At 37.3% G+C, this 15,532-nt stretch carries 17 protein-coding genes; 15 read left to right on the top strand and 2 right to left on the bottom strand.

The genetic code is table 11. The annotated features are described in order from the left end of the window. The first annotated feature begins 2 nt into the window (after nt 1-2). From folP to dusB, 14 genes are all read left to right on the top strand, one after another. Entirely contained in the window at nt 3-1,199 is a 1,197-nt protein-coding gene (gene folP / locus SYNTR_RS09470) for a dihydropteroate synthase (RefSeq protein ID WP_156204289.1), read from the top strand. Then, nucleotides 1,192-1,551, top strand: coding sequence for a dihydroneopterin aldolase (folB, locus tag SYNTR_RS09465; protein ID WP_156204288.1), 360 nt, complete (start codon nt 1,192-1,194; stop codon nt 1,549-1,551). The genes folP and folB overlap by 8 nt, the downstream gene beginning before the upstream one ends. 45 nt (nt 1,552-1,596) lie before the next feature. Further along, the gene (gene folK, locus SYNTR_RS09460) at nt 1,597-2,088 is read left to right on the top strand and encodes a 2-amino-4-hydroxy-6-hydroxymethyldihydropteridine diphosphokinase (protein ID WP_156204287.1); all 492 of its coding nucleotides are present in this window, start codon (nt 1,597-1,599) and stop codon (nt 2,086-2,088) included. Nucleotides 2,089-2,206: 118 nt separating this feature from the next. Then, complete coding sequence (locus SYNTR_RS09455; RefSeq protein ID WP_156204286.1) at nt 2,207-3,106, top strand: Rossmann-like and DUF2520 domain-containing protein; 900 nt, start codon at nt 2,207-2,209, stop codon at nt 3,104-3,106. Between the two features lie 8 nt (nt 3,107-3,114). Then, nucleotides 3,115-3,951: a 3-methyl-2-oxobutanoate hydroxymethyltransferase gene (gene panB, locus SYNTR_RS09450; protein ID WP_156204285.1), complete on the top strand. Its 837-nt coding sequence runs from the start codon at nt 3,115-3,117 to the stop codon at nt 3,949-3,951. An 18-nt stretch (nt 3,952-3,969) separates the two neighbouring features. Then, nucleotides 3,970-4,827, top strand: a complete 858-nt coding sequence (panC, locus tag SYNTR_RS09445; RefSeq protein WP_156204284.1) for a pantoate--beta-alanine ligase — start codon at nt 3,970-3,972, stop codon at nt 4,825-4,827. 4 nt (nt 4,828-4,831) lie between these two features. Beyond that, nucleotides 4,832-5,203 carry an aspartate 1-decarboxylase gene (panD, locus tag SYNTR_RS09440; protein WP_156204283.1) on the top strand — a complete coding sequence of 124 codons (372 nt, stop codon included), beginning with the start codon at nt 4,832-4,834 and terminating at the stop codon, nt 5,201-5,203. Between the two features lie 15 nt (nt 5,204-5,218). Continuing rightward, nucleotides 5,219-6,130: a quinolinate synthase NadA gene (nadA, locus tag SYNTR_RS09435; protein WP_156204282.1), complete on the top strand. Its 912-nt coding sequence runs from the start codon at nt 5,219-5,221 to the stop codon at nt 6,128-6,130. 36 nt (nt 6,131-6,166) lie between these two features. Continuing rightward, nucleotides 6,167-7,768 carry an L-aspartate oxidase gene (gene nadB / locus SYNTR_RS09430; protein ID WP_156204281.1) on the top strand — a complete coding sequence of 534 codons (1,602 nt, stop codon included), beginning with the start codon at nt 6,167-6,169 and terminating at the stop codon, nt 7,766-7,768. Nucleotides 7,769-7,872: 104 nt separating this feature from the next. Then, complete coding sequence (nadC, locus tag SYNTR_RS09425) at nt 7,873-8,715, top strand: carboxylating nicotinate-nucleotide diphosphorylase (RefSeq protein WP_156204280.1); 843 nt, start codon at nt 7,873-7,875, stop codon at nt 8,713-8,715. Nucleotides 8,716-8,832: 117 nt separating this feature from the next. Beyond that, complete coding sequence (locus SYNTR_RS09420) at nt 8,833-9,402, top strand: biotin transporter BioY (RefSeq protein ID WP_156204279.1); 570 nt, start codon at nt 8,833-8,835, stop codon at nt 9,400-9,402. Between the two features lie 156 nt (nt 9,403-9,558). Next, entirely contained in the window at nt 9,559-10,515 is a 957-nt protein-coding gene (locus tag SYNTR_RS09415) for a P1 family peptidase (protein ID WP_156204278.1), read from the top strand. Nucleotides 10,516-10,596: 81 nt separating this feature from the next. Beyond that, on the top strand, nt 10,597-11,367 hold the full coding sequence (locus SYNTR_RS09410; RefSeq protein WP_156204277.1) for a type III pantothenate kinase: 771 nt from the start codon (nt 10,597-10,599) through the stop codon (nt 11,365-11,367). Nucleotides 11,368-11,369: 2 nt separating this feature from the next. Next, nucleotides 11,370-12,329 carry a tRNA dihydrouridine synthase DusB gene (gene dusB, locus SYNTR_RS09405; protein ID WP_156204276.1) on the top strand — a complete coding sequence of 320 codons (960 nt, stop codon included), beginning with the start codon at nt 11,370-11,372 and terminating at the stop codon, nt 12,327-12,329. A 196-nt stretch (nt 12,330-12,525) separates the two neighbouring features. Here the strand turns inward: dusB and SYNTR_RS09400 are convergent, their stop codons facing one another. Beyond that, on the bottom strand, nt 12,526-14,046 hold the full coding sequence (locus SYNTR_RS09400) for a PH domain-containing protein (protein ID WP_156204275.1): 1,521 nt from the start codon (nt 14,044-14,046) through the stop codon (nt 12,526-12,528). Next, nucleotides 14,039-14,518 carry a PH domain-containing protein gene (locus SYNTR_RS09395; protein WP_156204274.1) on the bottom strand — a complete coding sequence of 160 codons (480 nt, stop codon included), beginning with the start codon at nt 14,516-14,518 and terminating at the stop codon, nt 14,039-14,041. The genes SYNTR_RS09400 and SYNTR_RS09395 overlap by 8 nt, the downstream gene beginning before the upstream one ends. A 444-nt stretch (nt 14,519-14,962) precedes the next feature. Here SYNTR_RS09395 and SYNTR_RS09390 point away from each other — a divergent pair, with 444 nt between their 5' ends. Beyond that, entirely contained in the window at nt 14,963-15,493 is a 531-nt protein-coding gene (locus SYNTR_RS09390; protein ID WP_156204273.1) for a helix-turn-helix domain-containing protein, read from the top strand. Nucleotides 15,494-15,532: the final 39 nt, after the last annotated feature.

Here is a 15,532-nt window from a genome sequence, read left to right as displayed (position 1 = left end):
TTATGAATGGTAATAGAGTTGTAGTAATAAATAATCTAAAAGAAGCAGAACACATATTAAAATCAGTAGAAGTTGACTCAACAGGAATAAAATACATGAGTCCTAAAGCTGTGCATCGATTAATAATGCTAAAAGACATTCCCTGTCGATTAGCAAACATCATAAAACAAGAAATGCTTTCTAAAGGTGGGGAAGCAGCTGTATCAAGAAACAGTATTTATGCAGAAGGCACAACAGACATACTGCTAATGGCAACACTTAAACAATACAGTATTATTATTGAAAAACTAAAAATACAACCTTTTAAAAAAATGCAGGAAATTGCAGTAGATATAGAGTACATTTTAAAAACCATAGATCAAAGAGCTAGTGCAATAGAACTAGCTAATGGTTCAATCTTAGAACTGGGTAACAGAACCTTAATTATGGGCATACTAAATGTTACCCCTGACTCATTTTCAGATGGTGGTAATTATTTAAATCCTGAAACAGCAGTAAAGCGCGCCCTAAAAATGGTAGAGCAGGGTGCAGATATAATAGATATAGGTGGAGCCTCTTCTAGACCAAATTCAACTATTGTAGATGAACAAGAAGAATTAAACAGAGTCATTCCTGTAGTAGAAAGACTAGCAAAAGAAGATATAATTATCTCAGTTGATACCTTTCGCGCCAAAGTTGCAGAAAAGGTGCTCGATTTAGGAGCACATATAATAAATGATATCGGCAGATTAAAATTAGATTCAAATCTTATTGATATATTAGTGGAAAAAAACGCCCCAGTTATACTAATGCACAACAGATTGCAAATGGGACAAGGTGAAAAATACAATGATCTAATTTCAGATATACTAATTGAACTTGATGAATCCATAGAAATAGCTAAACAGAGCGGGCTTAAAGCAAACAAAATAATTCTAGATCCTGGAATTGGCTTTGGCAAAACAGTTTCCCAAAACAGACTAATAATAAAAAAAATAAAAGAGCTCAAAAGCTTAGGAAAACCAGTGTTAATAGGAGCGTCTAGAAAATCATTTGTAGGCAAAACCCTTGATTTAGAAGTAGATGAGCGGTTAGAGGGTAGCCTAGCTATAGCAGCTCTAGCTGTAGCAAATGGTGCTGATATTTTAAGAGTACATGATGTATTAGAAACCAAAAGAATTGTCTCTATGACAGATGCGGTGATAAATGAAAATGGATAGTATAATTGCAAAAGGTATGACATTTATGGGTAAACATGGAGTCTTACCTGATGAAAAAGTTAACCCCCAAAGATTTGTAGTAGATCTAGAAATTTTTATCCCTCTTAGTGAGGCAGGTCTTTCTGATGATTTAAAAAAAACCATTAATTATGACAGTGTATTCAATCAGGTGAAAAAAGTGGTAGAAAACGAATCCTATGATTTAATAGAAGCATTAGCTGAAAACATAGCCGCTTCCTTACTACTAAGGTTTCCCATAGCTGGTTTGGAGGTAACTGTTTATAAACCGGAGGCACCGGTTGAAGGTATGTTTAACTACTTTGCTGTAAAAATTAAACGTTTTCGCAAATAAACCTTGCTTTTTTCCTGTTCGGATGCTAATTTAAGGATGAATCTTATGCAACAGACATCATACATTAGTCTAGGATCAAACATAGGCGATAAAATAGAAAACCTTAACAAAAGCATAAGTGAAATCTCTAAAATTAATGGAGTAGATATTACAAACTGTTCATCATTATACATTACTAAACCATGGGGAAAAACAGACCAAGATGACTTCATAAATCAGGTTATTGAAATAAAGACTGATATTAAACCCTTAAAACTTTTATATAAGTTTCAAAACATTGAAATCAATATGGGGCGCCAACGAAGTATTAAGTGGGGTCCCCGGATCATAGATATAGATATTCTATTGTACGGAGAGCAAAGTATTGACTCAGAGGAACTAAAGGTTCCTCACCCGTTAATGTTGAAGAGGTTGTTTGTACTATATCCCTTATGGGAGATAGCTCCTGAGCTTATCTTACCAAATGGGACAAGAATCAAGGAGGTGTTAGATAGAGTATTAACCCGAGAGGGAGGTAACTCTATTACAAAAATTTAATTTGGGTAATCTCCCGCCGATACTCCTCGAGGAATACCGCTTGTATTCCTAAAACAAATAGAATCGAGACGGTTTAAAATCAGGAAATTATTCCTGCACCAAAAGGGGGTTATTCTTAATGAATAACAAAAAGGTCGGCATTATAGGGGCGGGAGTTGTAGGAACGGCAGTCGGGGTGGTTTTGGGAAAAAAAGGATGGGATATAACAGCAGTTTATGATATAAACCCAGAATCAATTAAAAAATTTTCCGAACACGTAAAATGTCAAGAAATGGCATTACCTCAAGAAGTTTCTCGCTCGGTAGACATTTTATTTATAACTACTTCTGATTCTGCTATTTACGATGCAGTGGATACACTTGTGGGACATAAAGCCTTCCATAAAGGACAGATTGTCATTCACATGAGTGGTGCCCAATCATCAGAAGTGCTGGACAAAGCTAAAGAATTTGGAGCAAATGTTCTTTCAATTCATCCATTACAGTCTTTTGCAAGTCCCGATATGGCAATATTGAATCTTCCGGGATCAATTTTTAGCATAGAGGGAGATGAAAAAGTACATGAAATTGGTGAAGCGATAGTCAATGATTTAGAAGGTGAATCCTTCGTTATTGATAGAAAGGCCAAACCCTTATATCATGCAGGAGCATGTGTTGTTTCTAATTACCTAGTAACCATAATAGACTTTGGAGTAAAGCTTCTTGAATCTACTGGAATACCAAAACCCATGGCAACAAAAGCCTTAATGCCTTTAGTTAATGGTACAGTTAATAACATTGAGAATATAGGTATTCCTAAAGCCTTAACTGGACCCATAGCAAGAGGAGATATTACAACTATAACCAAACACGTAGATTGTTTAGAAGAAATGGCTCCAGAATTTATGAAACTATATAGTTGGTTAGGATTCTATACAGCACACATTGCTCTAGAAAAAGGAACCATAGACAAAGAAACTATGGAAGAATTCCAAAAAACTTTTATAAAAGAATTATCTCGTAATTTTTCTGCGAGCTAAGGAGCGTGATGGATGTGTCAAGAATAACAACATCAGTGCTAAAGAATAAAAAAGAAAACCAAGAAGCAATTACTATGCTTACATCTTATGACTACAGCACAGCAGCTTTAGTAGAAGAAGCAGGCATAGACATGATACTAGTTGGAGATTCATTAGGCATGGTTGTGCTAGGTTATCAAGACACTTTACCAGTAACCATGGATGAAATGATTCACCATACTAAAGCAGTAGTTAGAGCTACTAACAATACTATGGTAGTAGGAGACATGCCATTCCTTTCATACCATATATCAATAGAAGAAGCGGTTAGAAATGCGGGCAGATTTATCCAAGAAGCTGGAGCCCAAACCGTAAAACTAGAGGGCGGTATTGAAAGGGTAGATACAGTTAAAGCTATCATAGATGCACAAATCCCAGTCATGGGTCACATCGGCCTAACTCCACAATCTGTAAACCAATTAGGTGGATTCAAAGTGCAAGGCAAAGATCTAGAAACAGCAAAAAAGCTAGTTGCAGATGCCAAAGCATTAGAAAAAGCCGGTGTATTTTCAATAGTACTAGAGTGTGTACCAACACCCTTAGCCAAAAAGGTTACTGAAGAAGTATCTATTCCTACCATAGGAATTGGAGCAGGCCCATACTGTGATGGTCAAGTTTTAGTTATAAATGACATGCTAGGTATGTTTAAAGGGCACATACCGAAATTTGTTAAAAAATATGCAAACCTTCAACCCATAATTGTAGATGCCTTGAAAGAATACAAAAAAGAGGTTGAGGAAGGTTCTTTCCCTGCTGATGAGCATGGGTTTACAATAAATGATGATGTCTTAGACAAACTATATTAATTCCAAGAGGTAATACAAATGGAGATAATTAAAACTATTAAACAAATGCAAAGCTATAGCCGAGAACAACAAAGGCTAGGAAAAACTATAGGCTTAGTGCCTACTATGGGTTACCTTCATGAAGGTCATATTGAATTAGTTAAAGCGGCTAGAAAAGAAAATGATATTGTCATAGTAAGTATTTTTGTAAATCCAATACAATTTGGAGTTGGAGAAGACTTTGATATATATCCACGAGATCTTAAAAGAGATAGCCAACTACTAGAAAAGGAAAATGTGGATGTAATTTTTAATCCTGAAGGTGAAGAGATGTATCCTGCCGGATATAACACCTTTGTAGAGGTTAGTGGAGAAATAACAACCAAATTGTGTGGAGCATCAAGACCAGGACACTTTAGAGGTGTAACCACTGTTGTTAGCAAACTATTTAATACATGCCTTCCTGATAAAGCATACTTTGGACAAAAAGATGCACAACAGGTAATGGTTATAGAAAAAATGGTCAAAGAGCTAAACTTCCCTTTAACTATAGTTAGAGTGCCAATCATAAGGGAAAAAGACGGCTTAGCAATGAGTTCTCGAAACACTTACCTAAGTGATGAATTAAGAAAAGAGGCTCTATTACTAAACCAGTCATTAATAAAAGGTAAACAAGCCATAGAAAATGGCGAAAAAGATGTAGAAAAAGTAAAAAAACTAATACAGGACTATATAAAAACTAGTCCTAATGCTAATATAGACTACGTAGAAATATTAAGTGGAGAGGATTTATCAGATTTATCAGATTTATCAGAACTTAAGGGAAAAATCCTTATAGCTCTTGCAGTTAAATTTGGTAACACTCGACTTATCGATAATCAGTTGGTGGAGGTGTAAACAGATGATGCGATATATGTTGAAGTCAAAAATTCATAGGGCTGTTGTTACAGAAGCAGATCTTAATTATGTAGGTAGTATTACTATAGGCAAGGATTTACTAGAAGCTTCCGACATAATACCAAATGAAAAAGTAACAATAGTTAATAACAATAATGGTGAAAGATTTGAAACCTACGTTATTGAAGGTGAACGTGGCTCCAAATCCATCTGTTTAAATGGAGCAGCTGCTAGGTTAGTGCAAGCAGGAGATGTAATAATTATACTAACCTATACCATGATGAATGATGAAGAAGCAAAAGAATATCAACCAAAGCTAGTTTTTGTAAATGAAAAAAATGAAATCCAAAAAATATGCTTGGGCAAATACGAATAGGAGGCCGACTATATCATGTCCAGGGAAACACTAGAATATATAGCTTCTAGAAAAAAAGAACTAAATGCGATTATCCTGGCACACTACTATCAGAATCCCGATATTCAGGACACTGCTGATTTTGTAGGCGATTCACTTCAGCTTGCAGAGCAGGCAGCACAAACAGATGCTGATGTAATAGTAACCTGTGGAGTTAGCTTTATGGCAGAAAGTGCTAAAATATTAAGTCCAAACAAAAAAGTACTATTACCAGATATTGAGGCTGGTTGTCCAATGGCAGACATGGTTACAGCAGAAGCCTTAAGAAAGAAAAAAGCCGAGCATCCAAATGCTGTTGTAGTTTGTTACGTCAATACATCTGCAGAAGTAAAGGCTGAGTGTGATATTTGTTGTACCTCATCAAATGCCGAGGCAGTCATTAAATCTATACCAGAAGACAAAGAAATTCTCTTTGTACCAGATCGTAATTTAGGGCAGTATATTCAAGATCAAACAGGTCGTAAAATGACATTCTGGGAAGGATACTGCCCTATACATGACGTACTAACAATCAATGAAGTAGAAGAACAAAAGGCTCTCCATCCTAATGCAAAAGTAGTAGTTCATCCGGAGTGCCCTCCTGAAGTAACCAGGAATGCTGATGTTGTTAAATCAACATCAGGTATACTAAACTATATAAAAGAAAGTGAAGAAAAAGAATTCATAGTAGGAACAGAAGAAGGCTTTTTATACACAGTGCAAAAAGCTTGTCCCGATAAAAAGATTTACCTTGCTAGGGCGGAGTTTACTTGTAATGAAATGAAACATATAACACTAGAAAAACTCGCCCGAACCTTAGAAACTATGGAACATGAGATTGAAGTGCCAGAAAACATCCGACAAAAAGCTGTTAAATCACTTGATCGAATGTTGGCCATAGCTCCTTAAAAAAGAAATATTGCGAAAGCACGGTGAATAAAATATATGATAATTACTAGATATGTTGGGGATCTTGAAAAAGATTCCCCAATATTTTATTCAGATTTTTTAATAATAGGCAGTGGAATAGCTGGGTTATTTACTGCACTAAAAGCGTCAACCTATGGAAAGGTTATAGTACTAACTAAAAAAACACTACTAGATTCTAATACAAAACTTGCTCAAGGGGGAATTGCGGCTGCTGTTCATGAAGAAGATTCTCCCTTTTTACATTTAGAAGATACCCTAGAAGCAGGAGCAGGCTTATGTGAAATTGATGCTGTTGATGTACTAGTTAGAGAAGGCCCCCAAAGAGTGCGAGAACTAATAGAAGCTGGAGCTACCTTTGACATGAAAGATGGCAATGTTTCACTTACCAAAGAAGGAGCTCACAGCAAAGCAAGAGTTCTTCATGCCGCAGATGCAACTGGAGAAGCCATTCGCTCTGCACTAGTACAAAAATGTCAAGAAAGCCCGGACATAACAGTTTTAGAAAACCAATTTCTAGTTGACATACTAGGAGACCATAACCAGCAAGAGTGCTATGGAGCACTAATCTACGATACGAAAAAAAATCAAACCAACATATACATATCAAAATCGACCATAATAGCTGCCGGAGGTAACGGTCAGCTTTATAAATATACAACCAATCCTGATGTAGCTACAGCTGATGGAATGGCAGCGGCATTTAGAGCCGGCTGTTCACTCATCGATATGGAATTTATCCAATTTCACCCTACAGTACTCTTTAGTCGTGACACTCAAAGATTTCTCATATCAGAAGCCGTTAGAGGTGAAGGTGGTCTACTATATAACAAAAACAAAGAACGTTTTATGCACAAATACCATCCCTTAGAAGAACTAGCACCTAGGGATGTAGTTTCTCGTGCCATACTAAACGAAATGATGACCAAAGACAGTGAATACGTTTACCTAGACATGAAACACATACCAAATGTCACAAAAAGATTTCCTAACATATATGAAAACTGTCTACAAAACAACATAGATATAACCAAAAACCTAGTTCCAGTATCACCAGCAGCCCATTACACCATGGGTGGTATTCAGACTAATACCAAAGCTGAAACCAACCTATATAGTCTTTATGCATGTGGTGAAGTAGCGTGTGTAGGTGTACATGGTGCTAACAGATTAGCCAGCAACTCACTCCTAGAGGGAATAGTATTTGGACAAAAAATAATCGACAACGTAGAAGAAATATTATATCGTCGTAAAATTACACCTGAAGAAGTCTTCAAAAACTACGATTCCACTTGGGTTTTTACCAGTGAAAACCCCACAATAGAACCCAACCAAGCAAAAAAACAATTACAAGAAATTATGTGGGAAAAAGTGGGTATAATAAGAGAAGAAACCGGATTAAAACAAGCCAATACAGAAATAACTGAAATATATAAAAACCTAGCACCTAGTGATAACATCGTTTCCTATTACGAAGCAATAAACATGTTAACTGTAGCCAGGATAATAGTACAAGCCTCCCTGTGGAGAAAAGAAAGCCGAGGAGGCCACTATCGCTCCGACTACCCCAAACGAGACGACGTCCGCTGGATAAAACACATGTCCTTTGTCAACTGCTAACGCTAAAACAGAGAACTTAGAACAGGGTAGAACAGGGGACGGTTCTTTGTTCTAGAACAAAGAACCGTCCCCTGTTCTAAAAATACAAAGCAGTGAGGTGACTTATGAACTTTTTGCGTTTAGATGAAATAATACTGAGAGCTCTAGAAGAAGATATTGGTCATAGTGATATTACAACCTCAAATCTTATCCCTAGTGACCAAATGTCCAAAGCACGTTTCTATGCCAAAGCAGATGGCATAGTAGCGGGTATCAACGTATCAAAAGCAGTATTTGAATTTATTGACCATGAGATAGAATTTGAAATCCTTATAGAAGATGGTCAGCCCATATCAGAAGGGGATACCATTGCAACAGTAAAAGGTAAAACTGCTACCTTACTAACTGGTGAAAGAACAGCCCTAAACTTCTTACAGCGTCTCTCGGGAATTGCTACCAAAACCAAACAAATGACAGAGCTAATAAAATACAACAAAGCAGAAATAGTTGATACTAGAAAAACCACCCCTGGATTACGGGTACTAGAAAAATATGCCGTTTCAGTAGGTGGAGCACGTAACCACCGCTTTGGTTTATATGATGGAGTAATGATAAAAGATAACCATATAAAAGCGGTTGGTAGCATACAAAAAGCTGTTACCTTAGTTAGAAACAAAATCCCCCATACCATAAACATAGAAATTGAGGTCGAAACACTTGAACAGCTACAAGAAGCTCTAGAATCGAAAGCAGAAATCATAATGCTTGATAACATGTCAGTAGACGAAATGAAAAAAGCAGTTGAAATAACAGATGGTCAAGCAATATTAGAAGCATCGGGTGGCATAAATGAAGACACCCTACCAGACATAGCCAAAACAGGAGTCGACTACATCTCAGTAGGAGCCCTAACCCACTCTGCAATTAGCCTAGACATAAGCTTCGACCTACTGGAAATAGACATTTAACGCGGCACAGCGTGACACCGGTGTCACGCACGCCAAAGTATACATTGTAAACGGCTACTCAAGGTTGTTAACCATGTGATAGAATTAGGTTAACGACTTTGGGGGGTAATCTTAAAAATGCAGATTTCAACTAGAGAACTAGTTTTAGCCGCAATCTTTACAGCTTTATTATGTGTACTTACTATATTAATAAGAGTATTTCAACCGGTGTTAATCATACCATTTAGCTTACAGCCCTTTGTAGTTATGCTTGCAGCTTGCTTACTATCACCGCGTGCTGCATTTTTAAGCATTTTAGCTTATATATTCATTGGTCTAATAGGTATTCCGGTTTTCTCTAAACCACCATTTGGAGGACCTGCATATATCCTACTGCCTAGCTTTGGTTTCCTATTAAGCTTTCCTCTAGCAGCTTGGGTACAATCAAAGCTAATAAAGCGTACATCATTCATTAACTTCTCCTTAGCTGGCCTAGCCGGTATAATTGTAATGTACATAATAGGTTTACCCTATATGTACGTAATACTAAACTACTATGTTGGAAATACTGTTGATGTGATGAGAGTGCTACAGCTAGGCTTCCTACCATTTATAACATTTGACCTAATAAAAATAGTAATAGCTGCACTGCTAGCACTTGAACTATGCAGGAGATTGGGCATCAACCGAGAAAACATACTTAAATAAAACTAGCAGTAGAACAGGGATTGGAACAGGGGACTCTGGAACAGGGGACGGTTCTTTGTTCTACCGCGGTAGAACAAAGAACCGTCCCCTGTTCCAGAGTCCCCTGTTCCAATCCCTCCCCTGCTCTACTGCTATTCTAGACAAGGAGGAAGATTTATGCCAAACTCTATTACCGATATTCCAGGTATTACTGTTGGTTCACAGGAAGACTTAAATGCATTAACAGGTTGTACTGTTATACTTACGGGAGATAAAGGAGCTACATGTGGAGTTGATGTTAGAGGATCTGGTCCAGGAACACGAGAAACGGATTTACTTTCTCCTATAAACATGATTGAAAAAGTCCACGGCATACTCCTTACAGGAGGTAGTGCATACGGATTAGAAGCTGCCGGAGGCATAATGCAATTTCTCGAAGAAAAAGGCATTGGCTATAATGTGGGTCCTACAGTTGTCCCTATAATACCAGGTGCAGTATTATTTGATTTAGCTATAGGTGATCACACTAAGCGTCCTGACAAACAAATGGGCTATCTTGCATGCCAAGCAGCAGGTATAGATGTAAAAGAAGGAAACTATGGAGCAGGAGCAGGTGCAACTGTTGGAAAAATAAACGGTAAAGATAAATGTACAAAAAGCGGCTTAGGAACTTATTCCATAAAGCTTGATAATGGCGTGATTGTAGGTGCTATTGTAGCTGTAAACGCATTTGGTGATGTATTTAATACGCAAAATGGCAAAATAATTGCCGGAGTTAGAGATGATAGTGGTAAAATAATAGGTACTGAAGAAGCATATAAAAAAATGGCTAATGTAGACTTTTCAAACTATATAGGAACTAATACTACCATTGGAGTAGTAGCATCTAATGCATCCTTTAATAAAAGCAATTTGACTAAAATCGCTCAAATGGCACACAATGGACTAGCTAGAGTTATAAATCCAATACATACCATGTGTGATGGAGATACAATTTTTGCGCTATCTAAAGGAGACTTGCAAGCAGATATTAATGTAGTTGGATACCTCGCACAAGAAGCTTTAAAACAAGCCGTGCTAAGGGCAGTACAAGCTGCTGAAACCATCAAGGACTGTCGAAGCTACAAAGACTGAAGTAAACAACAAAGATAGTTTTTTGGTATTGCAGTATAATCATCTAAACAAAACACGGATAAAAAGAGGGGAGTCTTAATAATGATATTAGTTTTTGATGTGGGTAATACCAATATGGTAATAGGAATATTTAAGGGCAAAGACCTCCTTACACATTGGCGAATACGTACAGATACCCAAAGAACAGCTGATGAGTATGGAATGATGCTAAAAGACTTATTTGATTACCATAAACATGAAATGAAGCAGGTAAAAGCAGCAGTAATATCATCTGTAGTACCTATCCTTATGGGCGAATTAGAACTAATGCTTGAAAATTACTTCAACATAAAACCACTGGTAGTAGGACCTGGCATAAAGACTGGTTTAGCTATAAAGTATGATAACCCTCGTGAAGTGGGAGCTGATAGGGTAGTTAATGCCGTAGCTGCATATAGCAAATATGGAGGCCCACTAATCATTGTAGATTTTGGTACTGCAACAACATTTTGTGTAATCAATGAAAATGGTGATTATCTAGGCGGTGCTATCGCACCAGGAATAAAAATATCTACTGAAGCATTAGTATCAAGGGCATCAAAACTACCTCGAGTAGAATTAATAAAACCCAAAAGCCTAATTGGAAAAAACACAGTAATGAGCATACAAGCAGGAATAATATATGGATTTGTTGGGCAGGTAGAAGGTATAATAGAACGAATGAAAAAAGAAACAAATTATCAAACAGCTAAAGTAGTGGCAACAGGAGGATTAGCAAAAGTAATCGCCAAAGAAACTGACTCTATTGACATTGTAGATGACCTTTTAACACTAAATGGCTTACGTTTGATATATGAAACAAATCGGGGGTAACAATGTTTTCAATAGGAGATATTAAGATAAAGAACCGAGTTGTATTAGCTCCCATGGCAGGCGTAACAGATAAAGCCTATAGAATAATAGCCAAATCCTATAATTGTGGTCTAGCATATACCGAAATGGTAAGTGACATGGGATTAATATATTCCCAAGCAAAAACTGCCGCTATAGCAGATACAACTGACGAAGAGCCACCTGTATCAGTACAAATATTTGGCTCAGAAGTAGAACCAATGATAAAAGCTGCAGTAAAAGTCCAAGAACTAGGAGCAAAAATAATAGATATAAACATGGGCTGTCCAACTCCTAAAATAGTTAAAAACGGAGAAGGGGCAGCTTTAATGCGTAATCTTCCTAGAGTAAGGGAGATAATCAAAGGTGTTAAAAATGCTATAAACGTTCCGTTAACTATAAAAATGCGCAAAGGCTGGGATGAAAACCAGCTTAAATACATAGAACTAGCAACTATAGCCGAGGAAGAAGGCGTATCAGCCATAGCCTTCCATGCACGCACCAGAGACCAATTCTATTCTGGTAAAGCTGATTGGGATTGCATAAAAAACCTTAAAAAAACCGTAAGCATACCCGTAATAGGCAATGGTGATATATGGTCTGCAGAGGACGCCCTTAAAATGCTAGATTACACAAACTGTGATGCCGTAATGATAGGCAGAGCAGCCATGGGAAACCCCTTCATACTAAGAGAGGCAGTAGAACTAATAGAAAACGGCAAAAAAATACCACCACCAACTACAGAAGAAATTATCAATACTGCCATACGCCAACTAGGACTAACCATCCACTACAAAGGCGAACACATAGCAGTACGAGAAATGCGCAAACACTTCTCATGGTACACCAAAGGCCTTAATGGTGCTGCCAAACTAAGAGGAGAAATAAACCAAGCAGAAACCAAAGAGCAAATGATATCAACATTGAAGAAAATAAAAGTTTAATAGGGAAAAGACAAGGAAGCACGGGGAAGCACGGGGAAGCACGGGGACGGTTCTTTTGCTTCCTTAAGTTGTAAAAAGGAAGCAAAAGAACCGTCCCCGTGCTTCCTTAATTCTAATTTAGTAAGGTGCCTATCACATTCAATAATACCTCTTAAACATCTAAGTTAAGAGGTATTATTTAATGTGCTCAATATCTTTAGAATTCCAAATCATTAATACGACTACCATCATTCACCTCATACGAATACCACCCTAAAGCTTCTTCTTTCTGCCATCGTCCTATATGTCGCACAGAAAAAGTCTTTCCAGTAACACTAGATAAAATAGACACATGTATTGTATAAAGGTCATCAAACTTCTGCAAAACCGTTTGCGTCATCATCATAGATTGAATTCTCTTACGAGGTACAATAACCTCTAACTTAGAAAAAACCCTCTTTCTTAGACACAAAATATCTCCAACCTGAGTTATTCCTGCATCTTTGTATTGCCATATACCAACCAAAACAGCTATTAGTGGCAGAACGATTGCTATCCACCCATAAGGTGATAAATAACTTACCACACCTGCAACTATCAATGCCGGGATCAAAAGTCTAAACAAATAACGCCTAAGACTTTCACGAGGCAATCCCTCATACTCAGGGTCTATTGCCAAATCAGGTATAGTTTCTTCTAAAATCGAGTTCACTTCATTTCTCTTACACAGCGGTACTAAAATAGTTGACAAATCCTCATCCTGCCTACCGCCACCAGCACTTTCCACAAAAACTGCAACAAAACCAAAAGGCTGACGCAGTGGATTTTGTACAATTCTAACTGCCGTAATCCTCTGTGCATAAAGGGTAAGCTGCCGCTGCTCTAGAACCCCACGAGAAATATGTATATCATTACCCCTTTTCTCAATAGTAAAATAACCGTACTTTAAAATAGTAGTAACCACAGTAAACAACCACGCAGCAAACAAAATAAAAGCTATAAGTGCTCCAATCATCAAAATACTAGACTGAATAAACCAACGAACATATTCCTCAATAACTGCTTCTGGTAAAAACTGTGGAGCCTGAGATACAATTACTGCGATAAAAGTAGCAGCAATACCTACACCACTTGACGTAGCTGCCGCAATTAATAGTCTGTCACCACTAAGCTCCCACCTAAAACTAGGCAGCTCCTCAACAGCGCCAGCAACACCCTCGTCACTATCAACAACAGCTCCATCCTCAATATCTTCATGCTCATTATCAGCTAAAACATCCTCAAAATACCTTACCTCTTTTTGCAACAACTCTTGCTTAATCCTTACAGCTTCTTCTCTTTCCAAAGCTATTATTTTAAACTCTGGCTCATTCCCTCCACCAGCAGTTTCAATTCTTAATTCCACAAGCCCAAATAACCGTTGAACTAACTTCGCATTTATATCTATGCTGTGAATCCGCTCTTTACGTATATACCTTTTCTTGCGAAAGATTAAACCTTGCTTTGCATTTAGCTCATTACCAACCAAATGATACTTAAAAGTCCACCACTTAAAAAAACCATTAACAAGAGATAAAAATAAAATAACTCCCATTATCACAAAATAAAAATTTGACCCTAAACCTGGTGAAGTTTGTCCTAATACAAATATAGCAATCAAACTAATAACCATTTCTTTTAAATTACTTAAAAAACTAATAAATACCGCAGCCGGATGTTGTCTTTTCCAATCATTCATCTGGATCAGCTTCCCTTGCTAATTTTGCAATATGGTCTCTTAAATGATCAGCCTTTTCCTCATTAAGTCCTGGTATTACATGAACTGTAGCAGCCGTAGAAATAGTCACCGAAGAAAGACAATACCTCCTTAAAAGAGGCCCCTGCTTAGTATCAACATGTTGAACACGAATCATTGGAATAATCGTTCTAGTAACAATAATTACCCCATACATAAGCTCCACTTCATTATCATAAACCTCATATCGCCAACGCTGCCACTGCAACCTTGGCAATACAAATATAGCTATAATTCCTAAAACAATAATCAATGCAAAAATCACATACAAAACCCAAAAAGGCCAATCAAAGCGTTGTGCAGCCCATAAGTAACCAACAGGGACTAACCAAACTAAAATCCACTGTAAAAAAGCGGTAATCATCCACACATTTAATGTTTTTTCAGCTAAAGGCTGACTTGGTTTAAGCCTCATATAAAATCTCCTCTTTTAAGCTTTTATGTCCTTTAGACACTAAGTTTATTAATAACCTTTTAATACTATTCCCATACCAGTAAAAAACTTTTCACCGGCCTATTAAGGGACTTATAAATAAAAACCAGCAATTGCAAATATTTACCAACAAAAGTTTATACATCGATTTTATCAGTCACTATGCCTAAAAATCATTACCTGTATGCTATCACATGCAACCACTCTTTTCCAGAGAAGGTAAGTCACCAAAGCAAGAGAAAAAGCAAAAGAACCGTCCCCGTGCTTCCCGTCCCCGTGCTTCCTCCAGTGCCACCTAATCCTCTCCACCCTCCCTCCACCAAAGTCTCATGACTTCTCAAATTTGTCATTTGCTTTGAATGGTGATAAAATTAAGTAACAGTGTGAACAATGTTGTGCGCAAGATGAAAAGGGAGACTGATTACTGTGGAATTTTTACGTATTCAGGACAAAATAATCAGCTGGCAAAAAATTGAGAGCAGATTAAAAAAGGCTTTACAGATGAGGACTAGAGGTTTTTCCCAGCAGGAGGTTGCTGATCGTCTAGACATCGATAGAACTTTTATATCTCGTTTAGAAAGGATTGGTGAAGTTAGAAAAGGTCAATCAATAGCTTGTGTTGGATTTCCCATCTCCAATAAAGAAGAAATCGAACAAATACTAGAAAAAGAAGGCGTGGACTTTATACTCATATTTACAGAACAGGAACGGCTAGACTATGTAGAACAACGTTCAGGGAAAGAGTTGCTTAACGAACTAATGGAGCTTATTTCTAAAGTGCGTGCATATGAAATAGTAATATGTATCGGATCAGATGAGAGGTTAAAGCTTATAGAAAACATGATGGATAACCAGGTTATATCAATTGAAATAGGTTCATCTCCCATTACAGAAGACAAATGGGTTGACCCCACAGAAATACGAAAAATACTTAGATCAGTAAAAGCAGCAAGATAGCGGTTAGCACAACTAGAGGGCAGAAACTAAGGAGCCTTC

It is taken from the genome of Candidatus Syntrophocurvum alkaliphilum (assembly GCF_009734445.1).
Classification (GTDB): Bacteria; Bacillota; Syntrophomonadia; order Syntrophomonadales; family Syntrophomonadaceae; genus Syntrophocurvum; species Syntrophocurvum alkaliphilum.
The sequence above is the reverse complement of the archived record's forward strand: the minus strand, read 5'-3'. Positions and strand labels throughout refer to the sequence as shown.

What these genes read in the sequence shown, in the direction of transcription:
- folP (WP_156204289.1), top strand. Translation starts at nt 3, where the DNA reads ATGAATGGTAATAGAGTTGTAGTAATAAATAATCTAAAAGAAGCAGAA.
- folB (WP_156204288.1), top strand. Translation starts at nt 1,192, where the DNA reads ATGGATAGTATAATTGCAAAAGGTATGACATTTATGGGTAAACATGGA.
- folK (WP_156204287.1), top strand. Translation starts at nt 1,597, where the DNA reads ATGCAACAGACATCATACATTAGTCTAGGATCAAACATAGGCGATAAA.
- SYNTR_RS09455 (WP_156204286.1), top strand. Translation starts at nt 2,207, where the DNA reads ATGAATAACAAAAAGGTCGGCATTATAGGGGCGGGAGTTGTAGGAACG.
- panB (WP_156204285.1), top strand. Translation starts at nt 3,115, where the DNA reads ATGGATGTGTCAAGAATAACAACATCAGTGCTAAAGAATAAAAAAGAA.
- panC (WP_156204284.1), top strand. Translation starts at nt 3,970, where the DNA reads ATGGAGATAATTAAAACTATTAAACAAATGCAAAGCTATAGCCGAGAA.
- panD (WP_156204283.1), top strand. Translation starts at nt 4,832, where the DNA reads ATGATGCGATATATGTTGAAGTCAAAAATTCATAGGGCTGTTGTTACA.
- nadA (WP_156204282.1), top strand. Translation starts at nt 5,219, where the DNA reads ATGTCCAGGGAAACACTAGAATATATAGCTTCTAGAAAAAAAGAACTA.
- nadB (WP_156204281.1), top strand. Translation starts at nt 6,167, where the DNA reads ATGATAATTACTAGATATGTTGGGGATCTTGAAAAAGATTCCCCAATA.
- nadC (WP_156204280.1), top strand. Translation starts at nt 7,873, where the DNA reads ATGAACTTTTTGCGTTTAGATGAAATAATACTGAGAGCTCTAGAAGAA.
- SYNTR_RS09420 (WP_156204279.1), top strand. Translation starts at nt 8,833, where the DNA reads ATGCAGATTTCAACTAGAGAACTAGTTTTAGCCGCAATCTTTACAGCT.
- SYNTR_RS09415 (WP_156204278.1), top strand. Translation starts at nt 9,559, where the DNA reads ATGCCAAACTCTATTACCGATATTCCAGGTATTACTGTTGGTTCACAG.
- SYNTR_RS09410 (WP_156204277.1), top strand. Translation starts at nt 10,597, where the DNA reads ATGATATTAGTTTTTGATGTGGGTAATACCAATATGGTAATAGGAATA.
- dusB (WP_156204276.1), top strand. Translation starts at nt 11,370, where the DNA reads ATGTTTTCAATAGGAGATATTAAGATAAAGAACCGAGTTGTATTAGCT.
- SYNTR_RS09400 (WP_156204275.1), bottom strand. Translation starts at nt 14,046, where the DNA reads ATGAATGATTGGAAAAGACAACATCCGGCTGCGGTATTTATTAGTTTT.
- SYNTR_RS09395 (WP_156204274.1), bottom strand. Translation starts at nt 14,518, where the DNA reads ATGAGGCTTAAACCAAGTCAGCCTTTAGCTGAAAAAACATTAAATGTG.